Genomic DNA, 19227 nt, shown 5'->3' on the forward strand with positions numbered 1-19227 from the left:
GATGGCGCCGCCTGTCGAGGTTTCTTCCGCGCCTGCCTTTCTCGGTGTCGAGCAGTCGCTGACCGGCCGCCGCTGGCGCAGCCGGCTCGCCGACGACCGGCTCGGCATGGCGATCGCCCAGGCGATCGACGTGCCCGAGGTGATCGGCCGCGTGCTCGCCGGCCGGGGGGTCGACCGGGATGACGCGTCCGACTATCTCGACCCGACCCTGAAGGGCCTGCTGCCCGATCCGGCCCGCTTCCACGACATGGAGGCGGCTGCCGCCCGTCTCGCCGCGGCGGTGGTCAAGGGCGAGACGATCGCGATCTTCGGCGATTACGACGTCGACGGGGCGACCTCCTCGGCGCTGCTCTGGCGTTACCTGGACGCCGTCGGCGCCCGCCCGCTGGTACATATTCCCGATCGCCTGCGCGAAGGCTACGGCCCGAACGCGCCGGCGATGCTCTCGCTTGCAGGGAAGGGCGCGCGGATCGTCGTCACCGTCGATTGCGGAACCGTCGCCCATGCCCCGCTCGAGGCGGCCGCCGAGGCCGGGCTCGAGGTCATCGTCGTCGACCATCACCTGGCCGAGCCGGCGCTGCCCCGGGCACTCGCGGTGATCAACCCGAACCGGCTCGACGAGGAGCCGGGCTACGGCCAGCTTGCCGCCGTCGGCGTCGCCTTCATGCTGGTCGTGGCGCTCAACCGGGCGCTTCGCGCGGCCGGCCATTTCGGTGCCGCCAGGGCCGAGCCGAACCTGCTGCAATGGCTCGACCTCGTGGCCCTCGGCACGGTCTGCGATGTCGTTCCGCTGACCGGGATCAACCGGGCGCTGGTCCGCCAGGGCCTGAAGGTCATGGCCCGCCGGAACAACTGCGGGATCGCCGCGCTGGCCGATGTCGCCGGCCTTTCCGAGGCGCCCGGGACCTATCATGTCGGCTTCCTGATCGGCCCCCGGGTCAATGCCGGCGGCCGGGTCGGCCGGTCCAGCCTGGGCGTCGAGATCCTGACCACGGAAGACCCCATGGAGGCGGCCGCGCTCGCCCGCGAGCTCGACCGGCTGAACGGCGAACGGCGCGATATCGAGGCGGGGATCGAGAGCGCCGCGATCGGCATGGTCGAGGCGGCGGGCGACGATCCCGGGCCGATCGCCATTGCCGCCGGCGAGGGCTGGCACCCGGGCGTGATCGGTATCGTCGCATCGCGGCTCAAGGATCGCTTCCGCCGCCCGGCGCTGGTCATCGCCCTCGACGGCGAGGTCGGGCGGGGCTCGGGCCGGTCGGTGCCGGGCGTCGATCTCGGTGCGGCCGTGACCGCGGCGCGACAGGCCGGCCTGCTGGTCAATGGCGGCGGCCACGCGATGGCGGCCGGACTGACGGTTGCCCGCGACCGTGTGCCGGCGCTGCGCGAATTCCTTGCCGAACGCCTCTCGGCGCAGGTCGGCGAAGCCCGCCAGGCAGCCAGCCTCGGTTTCGACGGCGCGCTCCGCTGCGGCGGGGCAACCGTCGACTTCATCGATCTTCTGGCCCAGGCCGGGCCGTTCGGCGCGGGTAATCCGGAGCCGCGATTCGCGCTTCCCGACGTCACCATCGTACGCGCCGACATCGTCGGCGAACGGCATGTCCGCTGCGTGCTTGCCGGCGCCGATGGCGGCCGGCTGGCCGGCATCGCCTTTCGCAGCATCGACGGTCCGCTCGGACCGGCGCTGCTCGGCAGCAAGGGCCGCCGGCTGCATCTCGCCGGGCATCTGCGGGCCGATACCTGGCGCGGCGAACGGCGCCTGCAATTCACCATCGAGGACGCGGCCTTCGCCGCCGGTTGACCGGCGCTCCCCGTCGCCCGAAGGGCGGACGCGCTGCACATGACGAAAGGGTAAAGAACGGGCAGTTTCGCGCGGTTCTTCCGGCAGGCTTGATTTCCACGCGGATTGCCTTTATTTCCCACCCCGTGGCCACGAGGACCCCATCGTCTAGTGGTTAGGACGTCGGCCTTTCACGCCGAAAACACGGGTTCGAGTCCCGTTGGGGTCGCCACTTTCTCCGCTGCGCGGAAACGCCCTTCCTTCGAAATTCCTGACCCGCGAAACCGGCCCCGCAAGGGGCGGCCGTCCGCGGCCTGGTCCGGCTTTCGGTCGCATGCCGGCCGACGCAAGGAGTGCTATGCGCCCCGTTCACGCGGGTGTATGTTTCGCGAAGAATTCTCCCGATCGGTGATTTCCCGGATTTCACATGGACCGCTTGTCGCGCATTTGCCGTGGTTGCTGGGACCAGATGCATGTGCCGATCCCGATACGGGGACCCCTGGCGGTGCCGTTCCGCATCGTCGGAATCTCCCGCAGCAGGATGAACCCCAATATCTGCACGATCTGCGAGCGGGCCTTCCGGCGCGTCCAGAAGCAGAAGCATATCTCCACTGTCGCGACCATCCTGTTCGCCGACATCCGCGGTTACACGCGGCTTTCCGAGCGGCTCGAGCCGCTCGAACTGAGCGAGATCGTCAGCGCCTTCCACGACCAGTGCGCACGCGGCATCTGGGCCCACGACGGTATCGTCAACAAGCAGATGGGCGACGGGCTGATGGCGATCTTCAATTTCCCGATCAAGGTCGAGGCCCATGCCGAGGCGGCGATCGCCGCGGCGCTCGATATCCAGCGGCTCTGCAAGGCGGAACTGTCGCGTCTGGCCGCGCGCCTCGATCTGCCGCCGGGGGAGACGGTCGGCGTCGGCGTCGGCATTCACAGCGGAAAGGTCGAGATCGGCGAATTCTCGACCGATCACAGCGAATTCACCGCCATCGGCGGTACGGTCAATCTCGCGTCGCGACTGGAATCCGCGGCGGCGGCTGGCGAGGTGATCGTTTCCTCGGAATGCGCCGCCCTGGCGCCGCAACTGGCCGGCGGCGCCGTCGCGCGCCCGCTGACCCTCAAGGGTATCGAGCAGCCGCTGCTGGGCCATGTGATCGCCGCCGCGGCCTGAGCGTCAGTAGGAAAAGACGGTCACCATGAACAGCCGGTCGACCGTGCGGCCGTCCGTGGACAGCGGCATGTTGACGCTCTCGGCGGCCAGGAAGTCCTTCCCGGCATGCTGCGCCGTGCCGGTGACCCGGATCGGCCGGCAATGGTCCATGGCCCATTGCGGCGCCTCGGTAAGCGCGGCCTTGATCGCCGGCGGGTAGATGTCGTCTCAGTAGCAGCCGCTGCAATCGCGGCCGAGGGTCTGCGTGATATGGGTGCCGATCAGCCGCCAGCGGAAGCGCGCGGGCGGTCCCTGCTCGATGTCGAGAAGCAGGACGTGGGGCAGGATCGCGCGCGGGAGCATCAGCGGATCGATATCCTTCGGCGCCGGCATCGGCCGCGCGCCGCACAAGGATCGCCAGGCGTCGAGACCGAGGGCAAGAATCGGGTTGGCGATCTGCAAGTCGGGATCGAGCCCGGAGCGGATCAGGTTTGCCGCGACAGTATCGGTTGGTCGTTCGGTTTCGTACGCATGCAGTTTATTCATGACTGTACCTTCTGTTGCCGAAACGGACTCTTGACGGGTTCGGGCCAAGGTTTCAGGACATTAACAAACAATTCAGCATAATTTTATTTTTGCGTGGTTGTATTGGATCAAAGTTGTGGCATTGGTGGCCTGTGTTTGCGCCGACATGATCGGGCCATGTCGTCTTCGCCGCGCTTGCCGCCACCACAGATTTTCGCGCAGGCCCGTGTCACGGCAGGGACAGCGGAGCGGCGGGACTGGATCGCCCCGCCGATCTCCGTTAGTCTGGTGTCGGCTCTGCGATATTGACTGTCGCCTTGGTATACGCCGTTGGCGCGACGAATTGCGGACACTTACACGTCAGGCGGGGTTATCCGGCGCTAGCCGGGTGCAACCGCAGGCAGATGGCCGACAGGCCCCGGTAGCGGTCGCGGAATGGTTCCGATCGCCGGGAGATCGGCCCGAGGGGAGGGTGCGAACACAACTCGCATTACCGTGACCCGCCATCACGCGTCGACGACGGCGTGCATCCGTTTCCCGAAAGTTACCGGGTGGCCGATGAAGATCTGGTGTGGTCGACAGGAAATCCGGCTGACATGCCGCGCCATCGGGCGAGGCGCGTCGGCGGAAATGAAAAACTTTACAGAGGAGGTCATCGTATGTCTGAGACCAAGGAAAGTTCCAATATCCTGAAGCTGAAGGAGCAGCTTGCCGACGGCAAGATCGAGCGCCGCGAGTTCCTGCGCTATTCCACGCTCCTCGGCCTTTCGGCGGGTGCCGCCTATGCCTTTGCCGGCAAGGTTGGCGGCCTTCCCTTTGCCAGCCCCGCGCAGGCGGCGATTCCCAAGGGCGGCACGATCCGCATCTCGATGCGCGTGCTCGACGTCAAGGACCCGCACACCTTCTCCTGGGTGCAGGATTCCAACGTCACCCGCCAGGTCTGCGAATATCTGACCAAGACTGGCACCGACAATGTCACGCGTCCCTACCTGGCGGAAAGCTGGACGGTGAGCGACGACCTGCTGACCTGGGACTTCAAGATGCGCCAGGGCGTGAAGTGGCATAGCGGGCGCGAGTTCACGGCCGAAGACGCGGTCTGGAACCTGAAGCGGATGCTCGATCCGGCGACCGGCTCCTCCGTGGTCGGCCTGATGCAGGGCTACCTGATGAAAGAGGAGGACGGCAAGTCCGTGCTCTGGGACGCGAACGCGATCGAGCTCGTCGATTCGCATACGCTCCGGCTCAATCTCAAGGAAGCCCAGGTCGCGGTGCCGGAGCATCTGTTCCATTATCCGGCGCTGATCCTCGATCCGGAAGGCGGCGGAACCTTCGGTGTCGGCTCGAACGGCACGGGTCCGTTCGAACTGGTCGAACACGAGATCGGCGTGAAGTCGGTCCTCAAGGCGCGCAGCGACTACTGGGGCGACGGCCCGTATCTCGACACCGTCGAGTTCATCGATCTCGGCGATGACCCGTCGGCGGCGATCAACGCGCTTGCTTCCAAGCAGGTCGACGGCATCTTCGAGGGCGACGTCAGCCAAATCGATGCCTTCAAGGCGATTCCGCACCTGGAAGTCTACCAGGCGGTGACCGCGCAGACCGGCGTGGCGCGCATGCATTCCGACGTGAAGCCCTTCGACGATCCGAAGGTGCGCAAGGCGATGCGGCTTGCGATCGATACCCCGCGCTGCCTCGAACTCGGCCATCGCGGTCTCGGCGCGCCGGGCGAGCATCACCATGTCAGCCCGGTCCATCCGGACTATGCCAAGCTCGAGTTCATGAAGCGTGATGTCGAGGCCGCGAAGAAGCTGCTTGCCGACGCCGGCTATCCGGACGGCATCGATGTCGAGATCGCGGTCAAGAAGGACCCGGCATGGGAGCTGATCGCCGTTCAGGCGATGGTCGAGCAGTGGAAGGATGCCAACATCCGCGTCGCCATCAACGTGATGCCGTCGGCCCAGTACTGGGATATCTGGACCAAGGTGCCGTTCGGCTTCACCAACTGGACCCATCGTCCGCTCGGCTTCATGGTGCTCGGCCTCGCCTATCGTACCGGCGTGCCGTGGAACGAATCGAACTATTCCAATCCGGAGTTCGATGCGCTCCTGACCCAGGCCGAGGGCGTTCTCGACGTCGAGAAGCGCCGCGATCTCATGGCCCAGCTCGAGACCATCATGCAGGAGGACGGGCCGATCGTGCAGCCGCTCTGGCGTTCGGTGTTTGTGGCCTATGACAAGAAGGTCAAGGGCTTCAAGATGCATCCGACCCTCTATCTCTTCATGAACGAGATCGGCATGGAGGCCTGACCGCCAGGTATTCCCTGCGGGGCAGGTGGGGCGGCGCCTTGGCGCCGCCCCATTTCGTTTGCACCCTCGGTTGCCGGTCCGAAGCGCGTATCGGGTGCGGGGAAGCGCTTGTCCCGGCAGCATTGCGGACAACACTATGTTAAACGGGGGCCGGATTTTTCCGACGACGCCGCGGGTCGGGAAAGCCTTCGCGAAAATCGACCGCCGTGGCCGGAGACGTTCGATCCTGTCGTTCTGCGAGGCGATATACCGGCAATCGGCACGGGCCGGGATCCTGGTCCTGCTCGTCCTCGCCGTTCCGCTGACCCTTCCTGCCGGGGTTGCTGCCGCCTATGAGGTCGAGATCGTCGGCGTCGACGACGCGGCGCTGCAGGACCGGCTGCTCGCGGCCTCCTATCTGAACGAACGGCGGGAGGAGCCGCCGGCCAGCGTCCCGGCGCTGATCCGCCGGGCCGAGCAGGAACGGGAGCGGCTGGACGCGGTACTGCGCTCCGAGGGCTATTACGCGGGCGCCGTCGTGGTCCAGGCGGATGGCATCGAGGTCGGCAGGGGACAGGCCGGGAATCTTGCGGCGAACCCGGAAACGCTGGTGGTCGGGGTTGCAACCGGGCCGCTTTACCGGATCGTCTCGGTGGTCACGGACGGCATGCCGGCAACGGTTGCCGAGAGCTTCGCGATGCCGCTCGAGGTCGGTGCGCCGGCCCGCGCCGCCGACATCCTCAATGCCGAGACCGAGGTCGAGCAGGCGATGAACGACGCCGGCTATGCCTTTGCGACTATGGGTAAAAGAACGGTCGTGGTCGATCACGCAACGACCGATGTCACGGTTCGTTACGTGGCCGAGCCCGGCCAGCGCATCCGCTTCGGCGATCTGCAGGTCAAGGGCCGACGGGCGGTCGACGCCTCGCTGCTGCGGGGGCGGGCGACCTGGGAGCACGGTGATTACTACAGCCCGGCGAAACTCGCGGCCTACCGGCGCGACTTGCAGGCACTCGATGTCTTCGATTCGATCAAGGTCAATCTCGATCCGCCGGAGGGCGAGGGTGAGGAGGAGCCCGAGGCGACGGCCGATGTGCTGTTGACCGTCAGCGAGACGCCGCGCCGTTTCGTCGGCTTCGGCGGCGATTTCTCGACCGGCGAGGGTTTCGGCGTCAACGCCTTCTGGGGCCACCGCAACCTGTTCGGCGGCGCCGAGCGGCTGAAGATCAGCGGCCGCCTGTCGCGGATCGCGGCGGAGGGGAGTGCCGGTCTCGACGATATGGACTATCTGCTGGAATCGCTGCTGACCAAGCCGGATTTCCTGATGCCGAAGCAGCAGCTCGAGATCCGCGCCAGCACCCTGCTCGAACATCCCGACGCCTTTACCCGGCGGGCGACGGAGGCGCAGGTCGCGGTCGCCCGCCCGCTCGGCCGATACTGGAACGGGCGGCTCGGCACCTCGCTGGAATATTCCCAGCTCGAGGACGAGAACGAGACGAACGACTTCCTGCTGCTCGGCCTGCCGGCGACGCTCCGCTTCGACAACACCGACAGCCTGCTCGATCCGAGCCGCGGGTTGCGTTCCAGCCTGACCGGCACGCCCTATCTCGTGCTCGCCGGCGCCGACGACCATTTCGCCAGGCTGACCTGGCGGAACAGCAGCTACCTCAAGCTCGCCAACGAACCCTCGATGATCCTTGCCGGGCGCGCGACGGTCGGCGTGCTGGTCGGCGCCGACCGCGCCGCGGTCCCGGCCGACAAGCGGCTCTTTGCCGGCGGCGGCGGCTCGATCCGCGGCTACGGCTTCCAGGAGGTCGGGCCGAAGGATTCGGGCGGGACGCCGATCGGCGGCCGGTCGCTGGTCGAAGCCGGGCTCGAGCTGCGCATGCGCTTCGGCGACTACGGGATCGTGCCCTTCGTCGATGCCGGCAACGTCTACAACAACCAGTTCCCGGATCTCGACGGCGGCCTGAAATGGGCGGCCGGCGTGGGCATCCGCTACTACACCGATTTCGGCCCGCTGCGGCTCGATGTCGGCCTGCCGCTCAACCCGGAGGACGATGACGAGCCGTTCGCCGTCTATGTCAGCATCGGGCAGGCTTTCTGATGATGCGTCGCCGACTGATCCGTATCCTGCTCATCGTCCTGGTCCTGCTGGTTCCGCTCGGCGTGACCGTCGTGGCCCTGCTCGACAGCGACTATGCCCGGCGGAAGGCGATCGCGCTGGCCGTCGACGCGGCGGCCGAGGCCGGCGTCAGGCTGGAAATCGACGCGCTCGACTGGTCGCTCGGCGGCCGCTTCAGCGTCACCGGCTTGCGTCTGGCCGATGGCAGGGGGCCATTCCTCAGCCTCGACCGCCTCGACCTTGATTGGCGGCCCGGGGCGCTGCTCGACCGCCGCGTCGAGGTCGGGCGGCTGGCGCTCGGCAATCTCGATATCCTGCGCGCGCCGGAGCTGCCGCCCGCCGAACCGGCGCCGGCCGAGCCCGCTGGCGATGGCGGCCTGCTGCCGGAACTTCCCGTCGATATCGTGCTGGAGAGCCTGACGGCCGAGCGGATCGGCTTCGGCGAGCCCCTGTTCGGGCAGGCGATGGCGATCGACCTCGATGCCTCGGCCAGCCTGCTCCGGGCGCTGCCGGAGATGACGGCGACGGTGCGCAGCAAGGTCATCGAAGGGGGCGAGGGGACACTCGCCCTCGATCTCGGCTTCGCGCCGGCCACCGACCGGCTCCAGCTCTCGCTCGATCTCGCCGAACCGGAGAACGGGATCGTCGCCGGCCTGCTGGCGCTCGACGGGCGTCCGCCGGTGTCGCTCGCCGTCACGGGCAACGGGTCGCTTTCGGACTGGACCGGGGATATCGCGCTCGCGGCAGGCCCGGACCTTGCCCTTGACGGGCCGCTGAGCATCCGCGCGGTCGAAGGCGGGGCGCATCGGCTGGTGCTGACCGGCAGGGGGCGCGTGGCCGCCCTGCTGCCGCCTGAGGCCCTCGAGGCGGCAGGCGAGGTCCGCTCGCTCTCGCTTGCCGCGACCGTCGACGACGCCGGCGCCGCGCGGGAAATCGTCCTGTCGCTCGATCTTCCAGCTGGACAGCTCCGGCTTTCCGGGGCTGTCGATCCGACGGCCGGCGATCTCGACATGCGCTACAGCCTGCTGCTGCCCGACGGGGCAGCGCTTGCCGATCTCACCGGGGGCGCCGTCTTCCGCGACGGCCGCCTCGACGGCCATGCGGGCGGCACGATCTCGTCGCCGTCCGTCGAGGCCCGGATGACGCTCGGTTCACCGGGGCTTGACAGCATGGCAGCCGACAGCGTCAGGCTCGACCTGCAGGCGACGACCGGCCAGGACGGCGCGCTTGCCTTCACGCTGGCCGGTGTGATCGCGCGCCCGACGCTCGGCGATCCGGCGCTCGATCCGCTGCTGGCCGATGGCGTCACCCTCGACGCGGCCGGGTCGCTCGATGGCGCCTATCAGCAGTTGCGGCTCGAGCGGATCGCGCTTCAGGCCGCCGCGGCGACGCTCGGCGGCGAGGGTGAACTGGCGCTCGACAGCGGCGAGGGACGCATCTCGGCCCGTCTTGATGCACCCACGCTCGACCGCTACGCTGCGCTTGCCGGGATCGCGCTCAGCGGCGCCGGCGGCCTCGACATCGGCGCCGATCTCGGCGACTTCGGGGCGACCGGATCGGCCGATATCCGCTACCGCCTCGCGCCGCTGAAGCTCGGCATCCCGGAGGCAGACCGCCTGCTCGTGAAGGGCGCGAGCGGGAGCGCGCGCGCCGCCTGGCAGGCCGACGGGGCGGTCGACCTGTCTTCCCTTTCACTCGATCTGGACGGTCTGTCGCTGACCGCCGACGGTCGTCTCGCGGCCGACGGGGCGCTCAAGGCGAAGGCCGACATCGCGCTAAGCGACCTTGCCCGGCTCAGGATCGACGGGCTTGCCGGGCGGCTCGACATCGCCGCGACCGCGAGCGGCACGATCGAGGCGCCGACCGCGCGGGTCGTGCTTTCCTCGCCGGAACTCGTCTACGGGGCGGAGCGCCTGCAGGCGCTGAAGGCAACCGTCACCGGCGCATTGCCGGCGGATGGGCCGTCCGCCAACCTGGATCTCGCCGCGCGGCTTCGCGATCAGGAGATAACCGCGCGGGGCGACCTGCGTACCGGCAAGGACGGGCGCATCTCCGTGGACGCTGTCCGCGTCAGCCTGCCGGGTACCGATATCGAGGCCGAGTTGCAGCTCGATCCGGAGACCATGCTGGCGTCCGGCGATGTGCGCATCCGCGCCTCTGACCTGACGCCGGCCGGTCGCCTCGCCGGACTCGATATCGGCGGCCGGCTGGGGGCCGACATCCTGCTCACCGCCGACGGCCGCCAGGGCCTCGGTTACGGCCTCCGCGCCGAGGATCTGCGGTTGGAAGGCGAAAGCGTTCTGACCGTGGGCTCGATCGAATCGAGCGGCGCGGTCGGCGACCTGCTGGCCCTCGACGGCATCGATGCTTCGGCGAGCCTGCGCGACCTCGATGCCGGCGGCGCGCGGATCGCGGAGGCGGAAGCCTCGGTTGCCGGCGCGCTCAGCGCAGTGAGCTTCCGGGCCTCGGCCAGCGGCGAGGCGGAAATGCCCTTCCGGGTCGAGACGGCGGGCCGCTACGGGGCTGTCGACACCGGCCAACAGGTTGACATCGCGCAGTTCTCGGGTGCCTTCGGCAGTATCGACTTCGCCGCCGGCAAGCCCTTCCGGCTGACCATGGGCGGCAGCGGCGACGGCGGCGCGGCGACCGATCTCGCCCTCGACGGCCTGCTCCTCGACGTCGGCGGCGGCCGGCTCGGCGCCGATCTCGCGCTCGCGGGCGAGAAAGCCTCCGGCGCCATCCGCATCGACGCCCTGCCGCTCGGGTTGCTCGCGGCCTTCGATCCGCCGGTGATCCCGAAAGGGACCCTGACGGCGCGTCTCGATCTGGACGGCCTTGTCGCCGCGCCGGTTCTCGACGGCGAGGTGCGGGTCGCCGGCCTGATCGTCGAGGCGCTGGAGGACAGCGGCGCCCGGCCGCTCGACCTGACGCTCCGTTTCGGCTATCGCGACCGCCTGCTCGAGGCGGCGATCGAGGGTGGTGGCGGCGCGGCGCTCGATATCAACGGCAAGGCGACGCTGGGCGCCGACCTGACGCTCATGCCGTTCGCCTTCACGCCGCGTGACGACGGTCAACTGGCCGGCGACATCCGCGCCAGCTCGGACCTTGCCGAACTGAGCGTCTGGATCTTCCCGGAGGACCGGCGCGTCGGCGGCCGTCTCGATCTCGATGCGCGGGTTCGCGGAACTGCCGGCACGCCGATCGTGGAGGGTCGTCTTGCCCTTGCCGACGGCGTGTTCGAGGATTCCCTGCTCGGCCTCCGGATCGATGACATCACGGTTGCCGCGACCGGTTCCGGCGACCGTCTCGAACTGACGACGCTCGGCGCGACGACGCCGAACGGCGGCACGATCGGCGGCGAGGGGTCGCTGGTTCTGGGCTCGGACGGGGTCTGGACGAGTGCGCTGAAGCTCCGCGCCGACAAGGCCCAGCTCGCCGCCCTCGACATCGCCACCGTCGTCGCCAGTGCCGATCTCGGTCTGGATGGCCGGCTCGACGCGCTGGAACTGGCGGGGACGGTGACGATCGACAGCGCCGAGATCCGTATTCCCGAGACGCTGCCGGTCGACATCCCGACGGTCGAGATCCGGGAAGTGAACAACGGCACGCCGGTCAACGAGCCGACGCCGGAGGAAGAGGGCGCCGTGGCGATGACGGCCGCGCTCGACGTCAAGGTTCTGGTCCCGCAGGGGGTCTTTGTTCGCGGCCGCGGCATCGATGTCGAGTTCGGCGGTGAGATCGATGTCGGCGGTACCACCGCCGACCCGTCGGCGAGCGGGGCACTCGGGCTCCGGCGCGGCACGATGGATCTGCTGGGCCGTTCCTTCACCTTCGACAAGGGCACGATCAGCTTCGAGAATGCGCCGGCCGAAGAACCGGAAGTCGATATCGAGGCGTCGGCCGGCGACCAGAGCTTCAAGGCGATCGTCTCGGTGACCGGGCCGGTCTCGAAGCCGGAGATCGCGGTCAGCTCGGAGCCCGAACTGCCACAGGACGAGGTGATCGCCCGGCTCCTGTTCGGCAAGAGTGCGGGCGAACTCTCGGCCCTCGAGGCCGCCCAGCTCGCCGCGTCGGCCGCCAAGCTCGCCGGAGTCGGCGGTGGCGGCCGCGATTACGTGGGCGACGTCCGCGACCGGCTCGGTCTCGACGTGCTGCGCTTCTCCGGCGGCGATGCGGGCGGCGGCCCGGCGGTCGAGGCCGGACGCTATGTCGCCGACGGGGTCTTCGTCGGCGTCAAGCAGGGCGCCGAGGCGGGCTCCAGCAAGGTGACGGTCGAGGTCGAGGTGACGCCCAACATCACGGTCGAGAGCAGCGTCGGCGCGCAGTCCCAGGGCAACGTCGGCGTCCGCATGGAATGGGACTATTGAGCGGCGCCAGGCGCAGCCCGGTACAGGCAGCGGAAAGGCTTGGTTAACGATTGCGGGCGATAGTGGTAGCGGGCCCAGGAAAGGGTATCGGACCATGCGCCACGAACTTGACAGCTTTCAGCACGAACTCGACGAACAGCGGCTGTTCCAGCAATTCGAACAGGGCATTCGCGGCGCCAACAGCAAGGCCATCGGCGAGACGATCGGCCGGATCGATGCCGAACGCTTCCTCGCGGTCGCCGTCAAGGTGTCGGAACTCCGTGCCGCCTATCTCGCCAAGGTGGTCGCCCTCGGCGCCGCCACCCCGGAGGCGACCGGCGCCTTGCTCGACGAGCTCCGGGCCGCCCGCGGCAACTATGTCGAGGCGCTCGAGGGCTTCGGCGCGCTCCGCCATGCGCTGAAGCGCGGCTATTTCGAACTCAAGGGCTGACGACCGGCCTATTTTCCTGCAAGGCCGGTATCGCCCGCCGTCGCCGGGAACGGCAGGCGGCTGTCCTGTTGCCAGTCGAGGCCCGGCAACGCCGCCTCGGCGCGGCTGACCGGCACCGCCGTGCCGACGCTGCCGCCGGTCGCCCCGGCACGGCCGTTCGAGACGCCGGCGACCCGGTAATCGCCGTCATGATGCCAGAGCAGCGGGGCGCCGGAATCGCCCGGCATGCTCGGGCAGCGATGGGCAATGAGTTCGAGGCCGCTAACGAAGCCCGGCAGTTCGCAATCGTCGGCCAGCGAGAGCGCGTGGCGCCGCACCCGGGGATAGCCGGCGAGCGCGAAGGCGCCGCCTTCGCGCGCCGCGGCCAAGTTCCGGCGTTCCAGGCGCGCGAGGCCCAGATAGCCGAGTTTGCGGCCGAGCGGGGCGTCCAGCGTGAGGATCGCCCAGTCGGCGGGGAAATGGACAACCGCTTCCATGCGGGCCGGGTCGAAATCCTTGCCTTGCCCGGTGCGGTAACTGGCGGCGCGGGCATGCGCGCTGTAGTCGCCGCGCTGGTAGCCGGCGACGAAATGTACCGATTCCGGCGGATACCAGCGTCCGGTGCGGCGATTGAACAGGCAATGGGCAGCGGTCAGCACCAGCCGTTCGCCGATCAGGGTGCCGGTGCAATGGCCCTGGCCGGACAGGTTGACCCGGCCGATCGTTCGCCATGGCCAGGCGCCGGCATCGACCACCGGCCGCGCCTGGACCCCGGCGACGTCCTCGCCGAGCCCCGCGGCGCCGGCCGGCGCCGGCCCGGAAAGGGCAAGGACGAGCGTGAGACAGAAGAGGGCCGCGCCGGAAACGAGCCGTCGCGACACGGCGCGCCCGGCGCCGTTACTCGGCGGCGTCCGAGGTGATCGGCTCCTCGACGCGGAATTCCTTCTTCCAGTCCATGGTCTTTTCCTGGACATAGACGGGATTGGCCGGGCACATGCCGCAGATCGGCTCTTCCTCGCGGGTGAGGAAATCCTCGAACTCGGCGTCGCTGCCTTCCAGTCCCAGGCTGTCATAGCGGGCGTAGTCGCGCCATTGCGGGTGATCGGTCAGGCCGAATTTCTTCAGCTGCATCGGCAGATAGGCGATCGGCGGGCATTTCCAGAGCCGGTTCTCGTGAATCTGCGGGCAGAAGCGGCAGGGACATTTCTCCCAGCTCTGGCGCGGATTCTTGTCGTCGAACGGGCGCATCGTCGAGCCGACGCCCTTGTAATAATGGCTCCAGACGTCGGTCCGGTCGTTGTGGAACAGGTTAACGCCGGTCTTCTCGCCGTGGATGTTCAGCGCGTCCTCGAACTCCCGGACCCGCTTCATGTAGGTCGGGTCCTTCGAGTGGATGGTCAGCGCGACGCGGGTGTTGGTCGCGGTCAGCGCCTCGATCAGGCCCTCGTGGCGATGCAGGAAATAGCCGTTCGTGGTGAGCTGGCGGGTCGCGTCGGGCCAGAGCTCGGCCGCGTAGTAGATCATCGGCACGAGCTGCTGGTTGAGCGTCGGTTCGCCGCCCAGCAGGCGGAACTTGCGCGGCGTGACGCGCTCGGCCCAGCTGCTCAGCCAGTCCTTGTACTGATCCAGCGAGAGTTCGCCCTTGTGATTATAATTGCTGTAGTGCCGACAGCCGTCGCAATGCAAGTTACAGGCATGGGTGATGTGGATTTCAAGCGCCTTGATCTCAAACCGGCCATCCTTCCTGCCCACCAGGATACTCATGCCGTTCTCCTTGTCACTTGCCGGTACGCCGGCTTACAGGCCGCTCGCCGAAGCGCGTCGCGGCTTTCCAGAACCCGACCATTATCATATGGCATTGCCATTTGACATCATCGTTCCGGGGTTTTTTCGCGCCCCGAACCGGGCCAGCGTCCGGCTGAGATAGTGCAATGGGGCCGGCGGGTCAAACCGTGATCTTCGGCACCGCCCGACAGGATCCATCAGGAGGAACATATGCGCGCCGCATGGTACGAAAAGCCGGGCAAGGCGGAGGAGGTTCTGATCGTCGGCGAATTGCCCGATCCGGAACCCGGCCCCGGCGAGGTCCGCGTACGGATCCGCCATTCCGCGGTGAACCCGACCGACGTGAAGCGTCGCCAGACCGGTCGCGACCTGAAAGGCCACGATCGCATCGTGCCGAACAATGACGGTGCCGGCGTCGTCGACGCGGTCGGGCCGGGGGTTTCCTCGGCCCGGATCGGCGAGCAGGTCTGGATCTTCGGCGCCCAGGCCGGCCGGGCCGGCGGGACCGCCGCCGAGTGGACCGTGCTGCCGTCGCGCCAGGCGATCGCGCTGCCGGCCGGCGCGGGACTGGAACTCGGCGCCTCGCTCGGCGTCCCGGCGGTCACCGCGCACGCCACGCTCGCCGCCGGTGGCGGCGTCAGGGCGGGCGAGAAGGTGCTGGTCACCGGTGCCGCCGGGCGTGTCGGGCGCATGGCCGTGCGCATGGCGCTCCGCCAGGGTGCGGAGGTCGCGGCCACCGTGCGCCGGGACGGCGACCGGGCGGAGCTGGCACCCCTGCCACCCGGGCGGGTCTTTCTCGCCGACGATCCGGATCTCGCCGCGAAGGTACGGAATGCCCTCGGCGGCCGTGTCGAGCGCCTGGTCGATGTCGCCTTCGGCAGCAACCTGCCGGTCGCGGCCTCGCTGATCGCGGCCAACGGGGTCATCGCGACCTATGCCTCGGATGCCGCCCCGGAACCGTCGCTGCCGTTCCACAGCCTGATGTATCTCGGCGTCTCGATTCACATGATCGCGATCTACGCGCTGCCGAAGGCGGCGCAGGACAGGGCCTTCGCGGCGGTCACCGAGGCACTGATCGCCGGCGACCTCGATTGCCGGGTCGGTGCCCGGTTTTCCCTGGATCAGATCGCCGCCGCCCACCGGGCGATCGAGGAAGGTCGGATACGGGGTAGCGTACTGGTCGATTTTTCTGCCCAGTGAGTGCTAAAATGGGATGTCCGTCGGGGAGGGCGGTCGGCCGCGCGGTCTCGCGGGCGTTCGAGAATGAGTTTGCAGGTGATAATCATTCTCAATAGTCTTCCCTGGCTGGATTATGGCCAAGTCATTCCGCGAGAGTTCGATGTCTGCCGTTGCCCCGAGTAGAGTTGCCTTTCCCGCCTCCGATGTCGACGCGCTCAGCGACAACGAGCGGCTGCTGATCCGGTCATTCCGGCACTGGATCATCGGTTTCCTGAGCCGCGACAGCCAGCAGATGTCGCTGGCCCGGCAAAGCTACCTGCCGCGCCTGGGCGAGGCCTCCTCGCGGGCCGCGCGGGACGCCATGCAGATGCTGGTGCGCAGCCTCGCCGGGGCCGCCTCGCGCCGTATTTCCTATGCGCCGCCAAGCTGCGCCGTGCTGTCGGATGACGAGCAGCGGCTTCTCCGCCTCGTCTCGGCCTGCCAGGAAGGCAACGGCAACAAGGCGGAGGCGACGATCGTCGAACTGACCGGCAGCGGCCCGGCCGCGCCGGTCCTGGCCGCCGCTAGCTGTCTCGCTGCGGTGCTGCACGACAACGACATGCTGCTGCCGCGCTATCCGGACACCGGGACGGGCTATTGCCCGCCGTCCGACGAGTACGTCTTCGCCGCCAGGGCCACCCTGCACTGACGCCTTCCGGGTCGCGCCCCGATCCCGGGTTTTCAGTCGTCGGTCGCGACGCCCTCGATGAGCGGGAATTCCGACTGCGGGCCGAGCGCCATTTCCTCCTTCGCGAACATCGGCGGGGCCAGCATGTAGGCGGCGAGCAGGCGGGCGATCGCAATCAGCGAATCGCGATGGGTCCTCTCGTAGCCGTGGCTTGCGTCGAGGGCGAAGCAGAGCAGCGCGGTGCGGATGTCGTTGCCGGCCTCGAGCGCGGCGGCCGCGTCGCTCCGGTAATGCAGGAAGACGTCGCGCGAGTAGGGGATGTCGTGCGACTGGCAGAGCGATTCGAGGAACAGCGTCAGGTTGCGGTCGAAGGGGCCGCTCGAATCCTTCATCGCGATCGTCGCGCCATATTCGGAGGTGTACTGGCCCGGTGCGATGGTGCCGTTGTCGATCGCCACCATTTCCGCCACCTCGCCATGCAGGACGTTGCTTGCGCCGACGCCCACTTCCTCGGAGATGGTGAACAGGAGATGTGAATCGACCGCCGGGGTGATGCCCGACCGCTGGACGGCGCTGGCGGCCGCCAGCAGACTGGCGACACCGGCCTTGTCGTCCAGGTGGCGGGCGTTGATGAAGCCTTCCGGCGAGAATTCCGGCACCGAATCGATGGCGACGAAATCGCCGACCCGGATGCCCAATCGGGCGATGTCTTCCTCGCTGTGGCAGCGGGCGTCGATGCGGATTTCCAGGTTGCCCCAGTCCGACGGCTGGCTGTCGATCTCGGTGTCGTAGGTGTGGCCCGAGGCTTTCAGCGGCAGGATCGTCCCGCGATATTGCAGGCCGTCCTCGCAATGGATGCTGACCCGGGCGCCCTCGGCGAAGCGCGCCGACCAGGTGCCGATCGGCACGACCCTGAGCCGCCCGTTCGGCTTCATCCCCTTGACCATCGCGCCAAGCGTGTCGAGATGCGCCGCGATCGCCCTGGTCGGGCCTTCGCCCTTGCCCCGGACCGTCGCCCGGATGGCGCCGCGGCGGGTCAGCTCGTAGGGGATGTCGAGCATGTCGAGCTCGTGGCAGGTCTGGCGCACGATCGCATCGGTCATGCCGCTCGGGCTCGGGCAGGCGAGCAGGCTTTCCAGCACATGCTGCAGATATCCGGCGTCGATTTCGTAGTCGCTCACGCGGCGCTCCCCTTGTCCTGTCTGGGCTGTGTCCGCGATTGCGGGAACAGCAGGTCCACGAAACGCTCGACGGTCGGCTGCGGCTCGTGATTGGCGAGGCCTGGCCGTTCGTTCGCCTCGATGATGACGTAATCGGGTTCGCGATGGTTCGTGACCATGAAGTCCAGTCCGACAACCGGCATGTCGAGCGCCCGCGCGGCGCGGACGGCGGCGTCGGCGAGCGCCGGATGGAGCTGTTCGGTCACGTCGTGGATCGTGCCCCCGGTATGCAGGTTGGCGGCCTTGCGCACGACGATCGCCTCGTTGGCCGGCGGCACATCCTCGAGCGTGTAGCCGGCGAGGCGGACGCAGCGCTCGGTTTCCTCGTCGAGCGGGATGGCGCTCTCGCCGTCGGTCGCGGCGGCACGGCGCCGGCTCTGTTTCTCGATCAGGTCGCGGACGCTGTGCCGGCCGTCGCCCTCGATCCGCGCCGGGCGGCGGATCGCGGCGGCCACCACCCTGTGGTCGATGACGACGACGCGAAGATCCTCGCCGTCGACGAACTGCTCGAGTACCGGGCAGTCGCTGAGCGCGCAGACCTCCTTCAGGGCATCCGCCAGTCCCTCTTCGGTCGAGATGTCGACGAAGACGCCGCGGCCCTGCTCGCCACGGGCCGGCTTGACGACGATCCGGCCATGCCGTTCCAGGAAGGCCGTGTTCTCCGCCGGGTCGCCGGCGACGATCTGTTCCGGCACCGTGAGGCCGGCCTTCGCCAGGACCCGCCGGGTCACCGTCTTGTCGTCGCAGCGGCTCATCGCGACCGCGCTGGTCAGCTCGCTCAGGGCTTCCCGGCAGGTGATCGAGCGGCCGCCATAGGTCAGCCGGAAGAAGCCGCCGGCGCCGTCGAGGACCTCGACGCCGATGCCGCGCCGCCGGGCCTCGTCGACGATGATCCGGGCATAGATGTTGAGGTCCTCGTCCTGGGCCGGGCCGATGAAGAGCTTCTCGTTGATCGGGTTCTTGCGCTTCAGGCAATAGACCGGGACCTGCTCGAAGCCGAGCTTGCCGTAAAGCGCGATCGCCTCGGCATTGTCATGCATCACCGAGAGATCCATGAAGCTCCGCCCGCGCGCCTTGAAATGGCTGGCGAGGCGGATCACCAGGGCGCCGCCGATACCCGGCCGGCGGGCCTGCGGGTCGACGGCGAGCGCCCACAGGCTGGCGCCGTTGTCCGGATCGCCGAAGGCAGCGCGGTGATCGACGCCGGTGACGACGCCGACAATCTGGCCGTCGGCGATATCCTCGGCGACCAGGATGACGACGGTCTCGGAATCCCGCTGCGACCAGTAGAAGCCGGCGTCGGCCGGCACCATCCGGCGGCTCAGGTAGATGCGGTTGATCGCCGCTTCCTCGGCCTCGCTGGCCAGCGGGCGGATGACGATGCCGGACAGTGCCTCGTGCGGCCCGTCGAAACGGCGGAGCGGCAGGCGATAGGTCAGCGACGGGTCGATGAACAGCGACTGCGGCGCATGCGAGAGCACAACATGCGGTTCGCGGATGTAGAGCGCGACGTCCCGGCGGCCCTTTTCCTCGGCGTCGAGCGCCGCGGCGAGCCGGGCCGGATCGTCGAAGGTCTGGCCGAAGATCAGCCGGCCCCAGCCGCACTCGATGGCGACCTCGCGCGGCATGGCGCCGTCGCCGGCATGTTCGGGCCGCGCCCCCCAGTGCTTGAGCGAGGCCATGTGCCGGACGTCCAGCGGATCCCGTTCCTCGGCGTTCTGCGCCATCATCG

The 19227-nt window shown here is 68.5% G+C and carries 14 protein-coding genes and 1 tRNA gene; 9 read left to right on the forward strand and 6 right to left on the reverse strand.

Annotated features, from left to right (window positions below):
* The first annotated feature begins 1 nt into the window (after nt 1).
* The 3 genes from recJ to OCH7691_RS09730 all read left to right on the forward strand — a co-directional run bounded on the left by recJ (nt 2) and on the right by OCH7691_RS09730 (nt 2954).
* Complete coding sequence (gene recJ, locus OCH7691_RS09720; protein ID WP_085883592.1) at nt 2-1801, forward strand: single-stranded-DNA-specific exonuclease RecJ; 1800 nt, start codon at nt 2-4, stop codon at nt 1799-1801.
* A gap of 136 nt (nt 1802-1937) precedes the next feature.
* Nucleotides 1938-2012 (forward strand) — tRNA-Glu (locus OCH7691_RS09725).
* Between the two features lie 195 nt (nt 2013-2207).
* Entirely contained in the window at nt 2208-2954 is a 747-nt protein-coding gene (locus OCH7691_RS09730) for an adenylate/guanylate cyclase domain-containing protein (RefSeq protein ID WP_139839605.1), read from the forward strand.
* 3 nt (nt 2955-2957) lie between these two features.
* Here the strand turns inward: OCH7691_RS09730 and OCH7691_RS23235 are convergent, their stop codons facing one another.
* Together OCH7691_RS23235 and OCH7691_RS09735 are read right to left on the reverse strand one after the other, a co-directional pair.
* Nucleotides 2958-3104: a PAS domain-containing protein gene (locus tag OCH7691_RS23235; protein WP_176244982.1), complete on the reverse strand. Its 147-nt coding sequence runs from the start codon at nt 3102-3104 to the stop codon at nt 2958-2960.
* A 57-nt stretch (nt 3105-3161) separates the two neighbouring features.
* On the reverse strand, nt 3162-3479 hold the full coding sequence (locus OCH7691_RS09735; protein ID WP_085883174.1) for a PAS domain-containing protein: 318 nt from the start codon (nt 3477-3479) through the stop codon (nt 3162-3164).
* 638 nt (nt 3480-4117) lie between these two features.
* Between OCH7691_RS09735 and OCH7691_RS09740 the strand changes: the two genes are divergently transcribed.
* The 4 genes from OCH7691_RS09740 to OCH7691_RS09755 all read left to right on the forward strand — a co-directional run bounded on the left by OCH7691_RS09740 (nt 4118) and on the right by OCH7691_RS09755 (nt 12665).
* Entirely contained in the window at nt 4118-5764 is a 1647-nt protein-coding gene (locus tag OCH7691_RS09740) for an ABC transporter substrate-binding protein (RefSeq protein WP_085883175.1), read from the forward strand.
* A gap of 136 nt (nt 5765-5900) precedes the next feature.
* The gene (locus OCH7691_RS09745; protein WP_085883176.1) at nt 5901-7850 is read left to right on the forward strand and encodes an autotransporter assembly complex protein TamA; all 1950 of its coding nucleotides are present in this window, start codon (nt 5901-5903) and stop codon (nt 7848-7850) included.
* Nucleotides 7850-12235, forward strand: coding sequence for a translocation/assembly module TamB domain-containing protein (locus OCH7691_RS09750; protein ID WP_085883177.1), 4386 nt, complete (start codon nt 7850-7852; stop codon nt 12233-12235). Before OCH7691_RS09745 ends, OCH7691_RS09750 begins: the two co-directional genes overlap by 1 nt.
* 94 nt (nt 12236-12329) lie before the next feature.
* Complete coding sequence (locus OCH7691_RS09755) at nt 12330-12665, forward strand: hypothetical protein (RefSeq protein WP_085883178.1); 336 nt, start codon at nt 12330-12332, stop codon at nt 12663-12665.
* An 8-nt stretch (nt 12666-12673) separates the two neighbouring features.
* Here OCH7691_RS09755 and OCH7691_RS09760 read toward each other — a convergent pair whose 3' ends face one another.
* Nucleotides 12674-13525, reverse strand: coding sequence for a trypsin-like serine peptidase (locus OCH7691_RS09760; RefSeq protein WP_176244983.1), 852 nt, complete (start codon nt 13523-13525; stop codon nt 12674-12676).
* A gap of 16 nt (nt 13526-13541) precedes the next feature.
* Complete coding sequence (locus OCH7691_RS09765) at nt 13542-14408, reverse strand: radical SAM protein (RefSeq protein ID WP_085883180.1); 867 nt, start codon at nt 14406-14408, stop codon at nt 13542-13544.
* Between the two features lie 231 nt (nt 14409-14639).
* Here OCH7691_RS09765 and OCH7691_RS09770 point away from each other — a divergent pair, with 231 nt between their 5' ends.
* Together OCH7691_RS09770 and OCH7691_RS09775 are read left to right on the forward strand one after the other, a co-directional pair.
* Entirely contained in the window at nt 14640-15629 is a 990-nt protein-coding gene (locus OCH7691_RS09770) for an NADPH:quinone reductase (protein ID WP_085883181.1), read from the forward strand.
* A gap of 139 nt (nt 15630-15768) precedes the next feature.
* Nucleotides 15769-16296 carry a hypothetical protein gene (locus OCH7691_RS09775; protein WP_139839606.1) on the forward strand — a complete coding sequence of 176 codons (528 nt, stop codon included), beginning with the start codon at nt 15769-15771 and terminating at the stop codon, nt 16294-16296.
* A gap of 32 nt (nt 16297-16328) precedes the next feature.
* Here the strand turns inward: OCH7691_RS09775 and OCH7691_RS09780 are convergent, their stop codons facing one another.
* A complete protein-coding gene (locus tag OCH7691_RS09780; protein ID WP_085883183.1) occupies nt 16329-17456 on the reverse strand; it encodes an osmoprotectant NAGGN system M42 family peptidase in 1128 nt (375 codons plus the stop codon).
* The gene (gene ngg / locus OCH7691_RS09785; protein WP_217807883.1) at nt 17453-19225 is read right to left on the reverse strand and encodes an N-acetylglutaminylglutamine synthetase; all 1773 of its coding nucleotides are present in this window, start codon (nt 19223-19225) and stop codon (nt 17453-17455) included. The genes OCH7691_RS09780 and ngg overlap by 4 nt, the downstream gene beginning before the upstream one ends.
* Nucleotides 19226-19227 lie beyond the last annotated feature (2 nt).

Source organism: Oceanibacterium hippocampi, assembly GCF_900172325.1.
GTDB lineage: Bacteria > Pseudomonadota > Alphaproteobacteria > Sneathiellales > Sneathiellaceae > Oceanibacterium > Oceanibacterium hippocampi.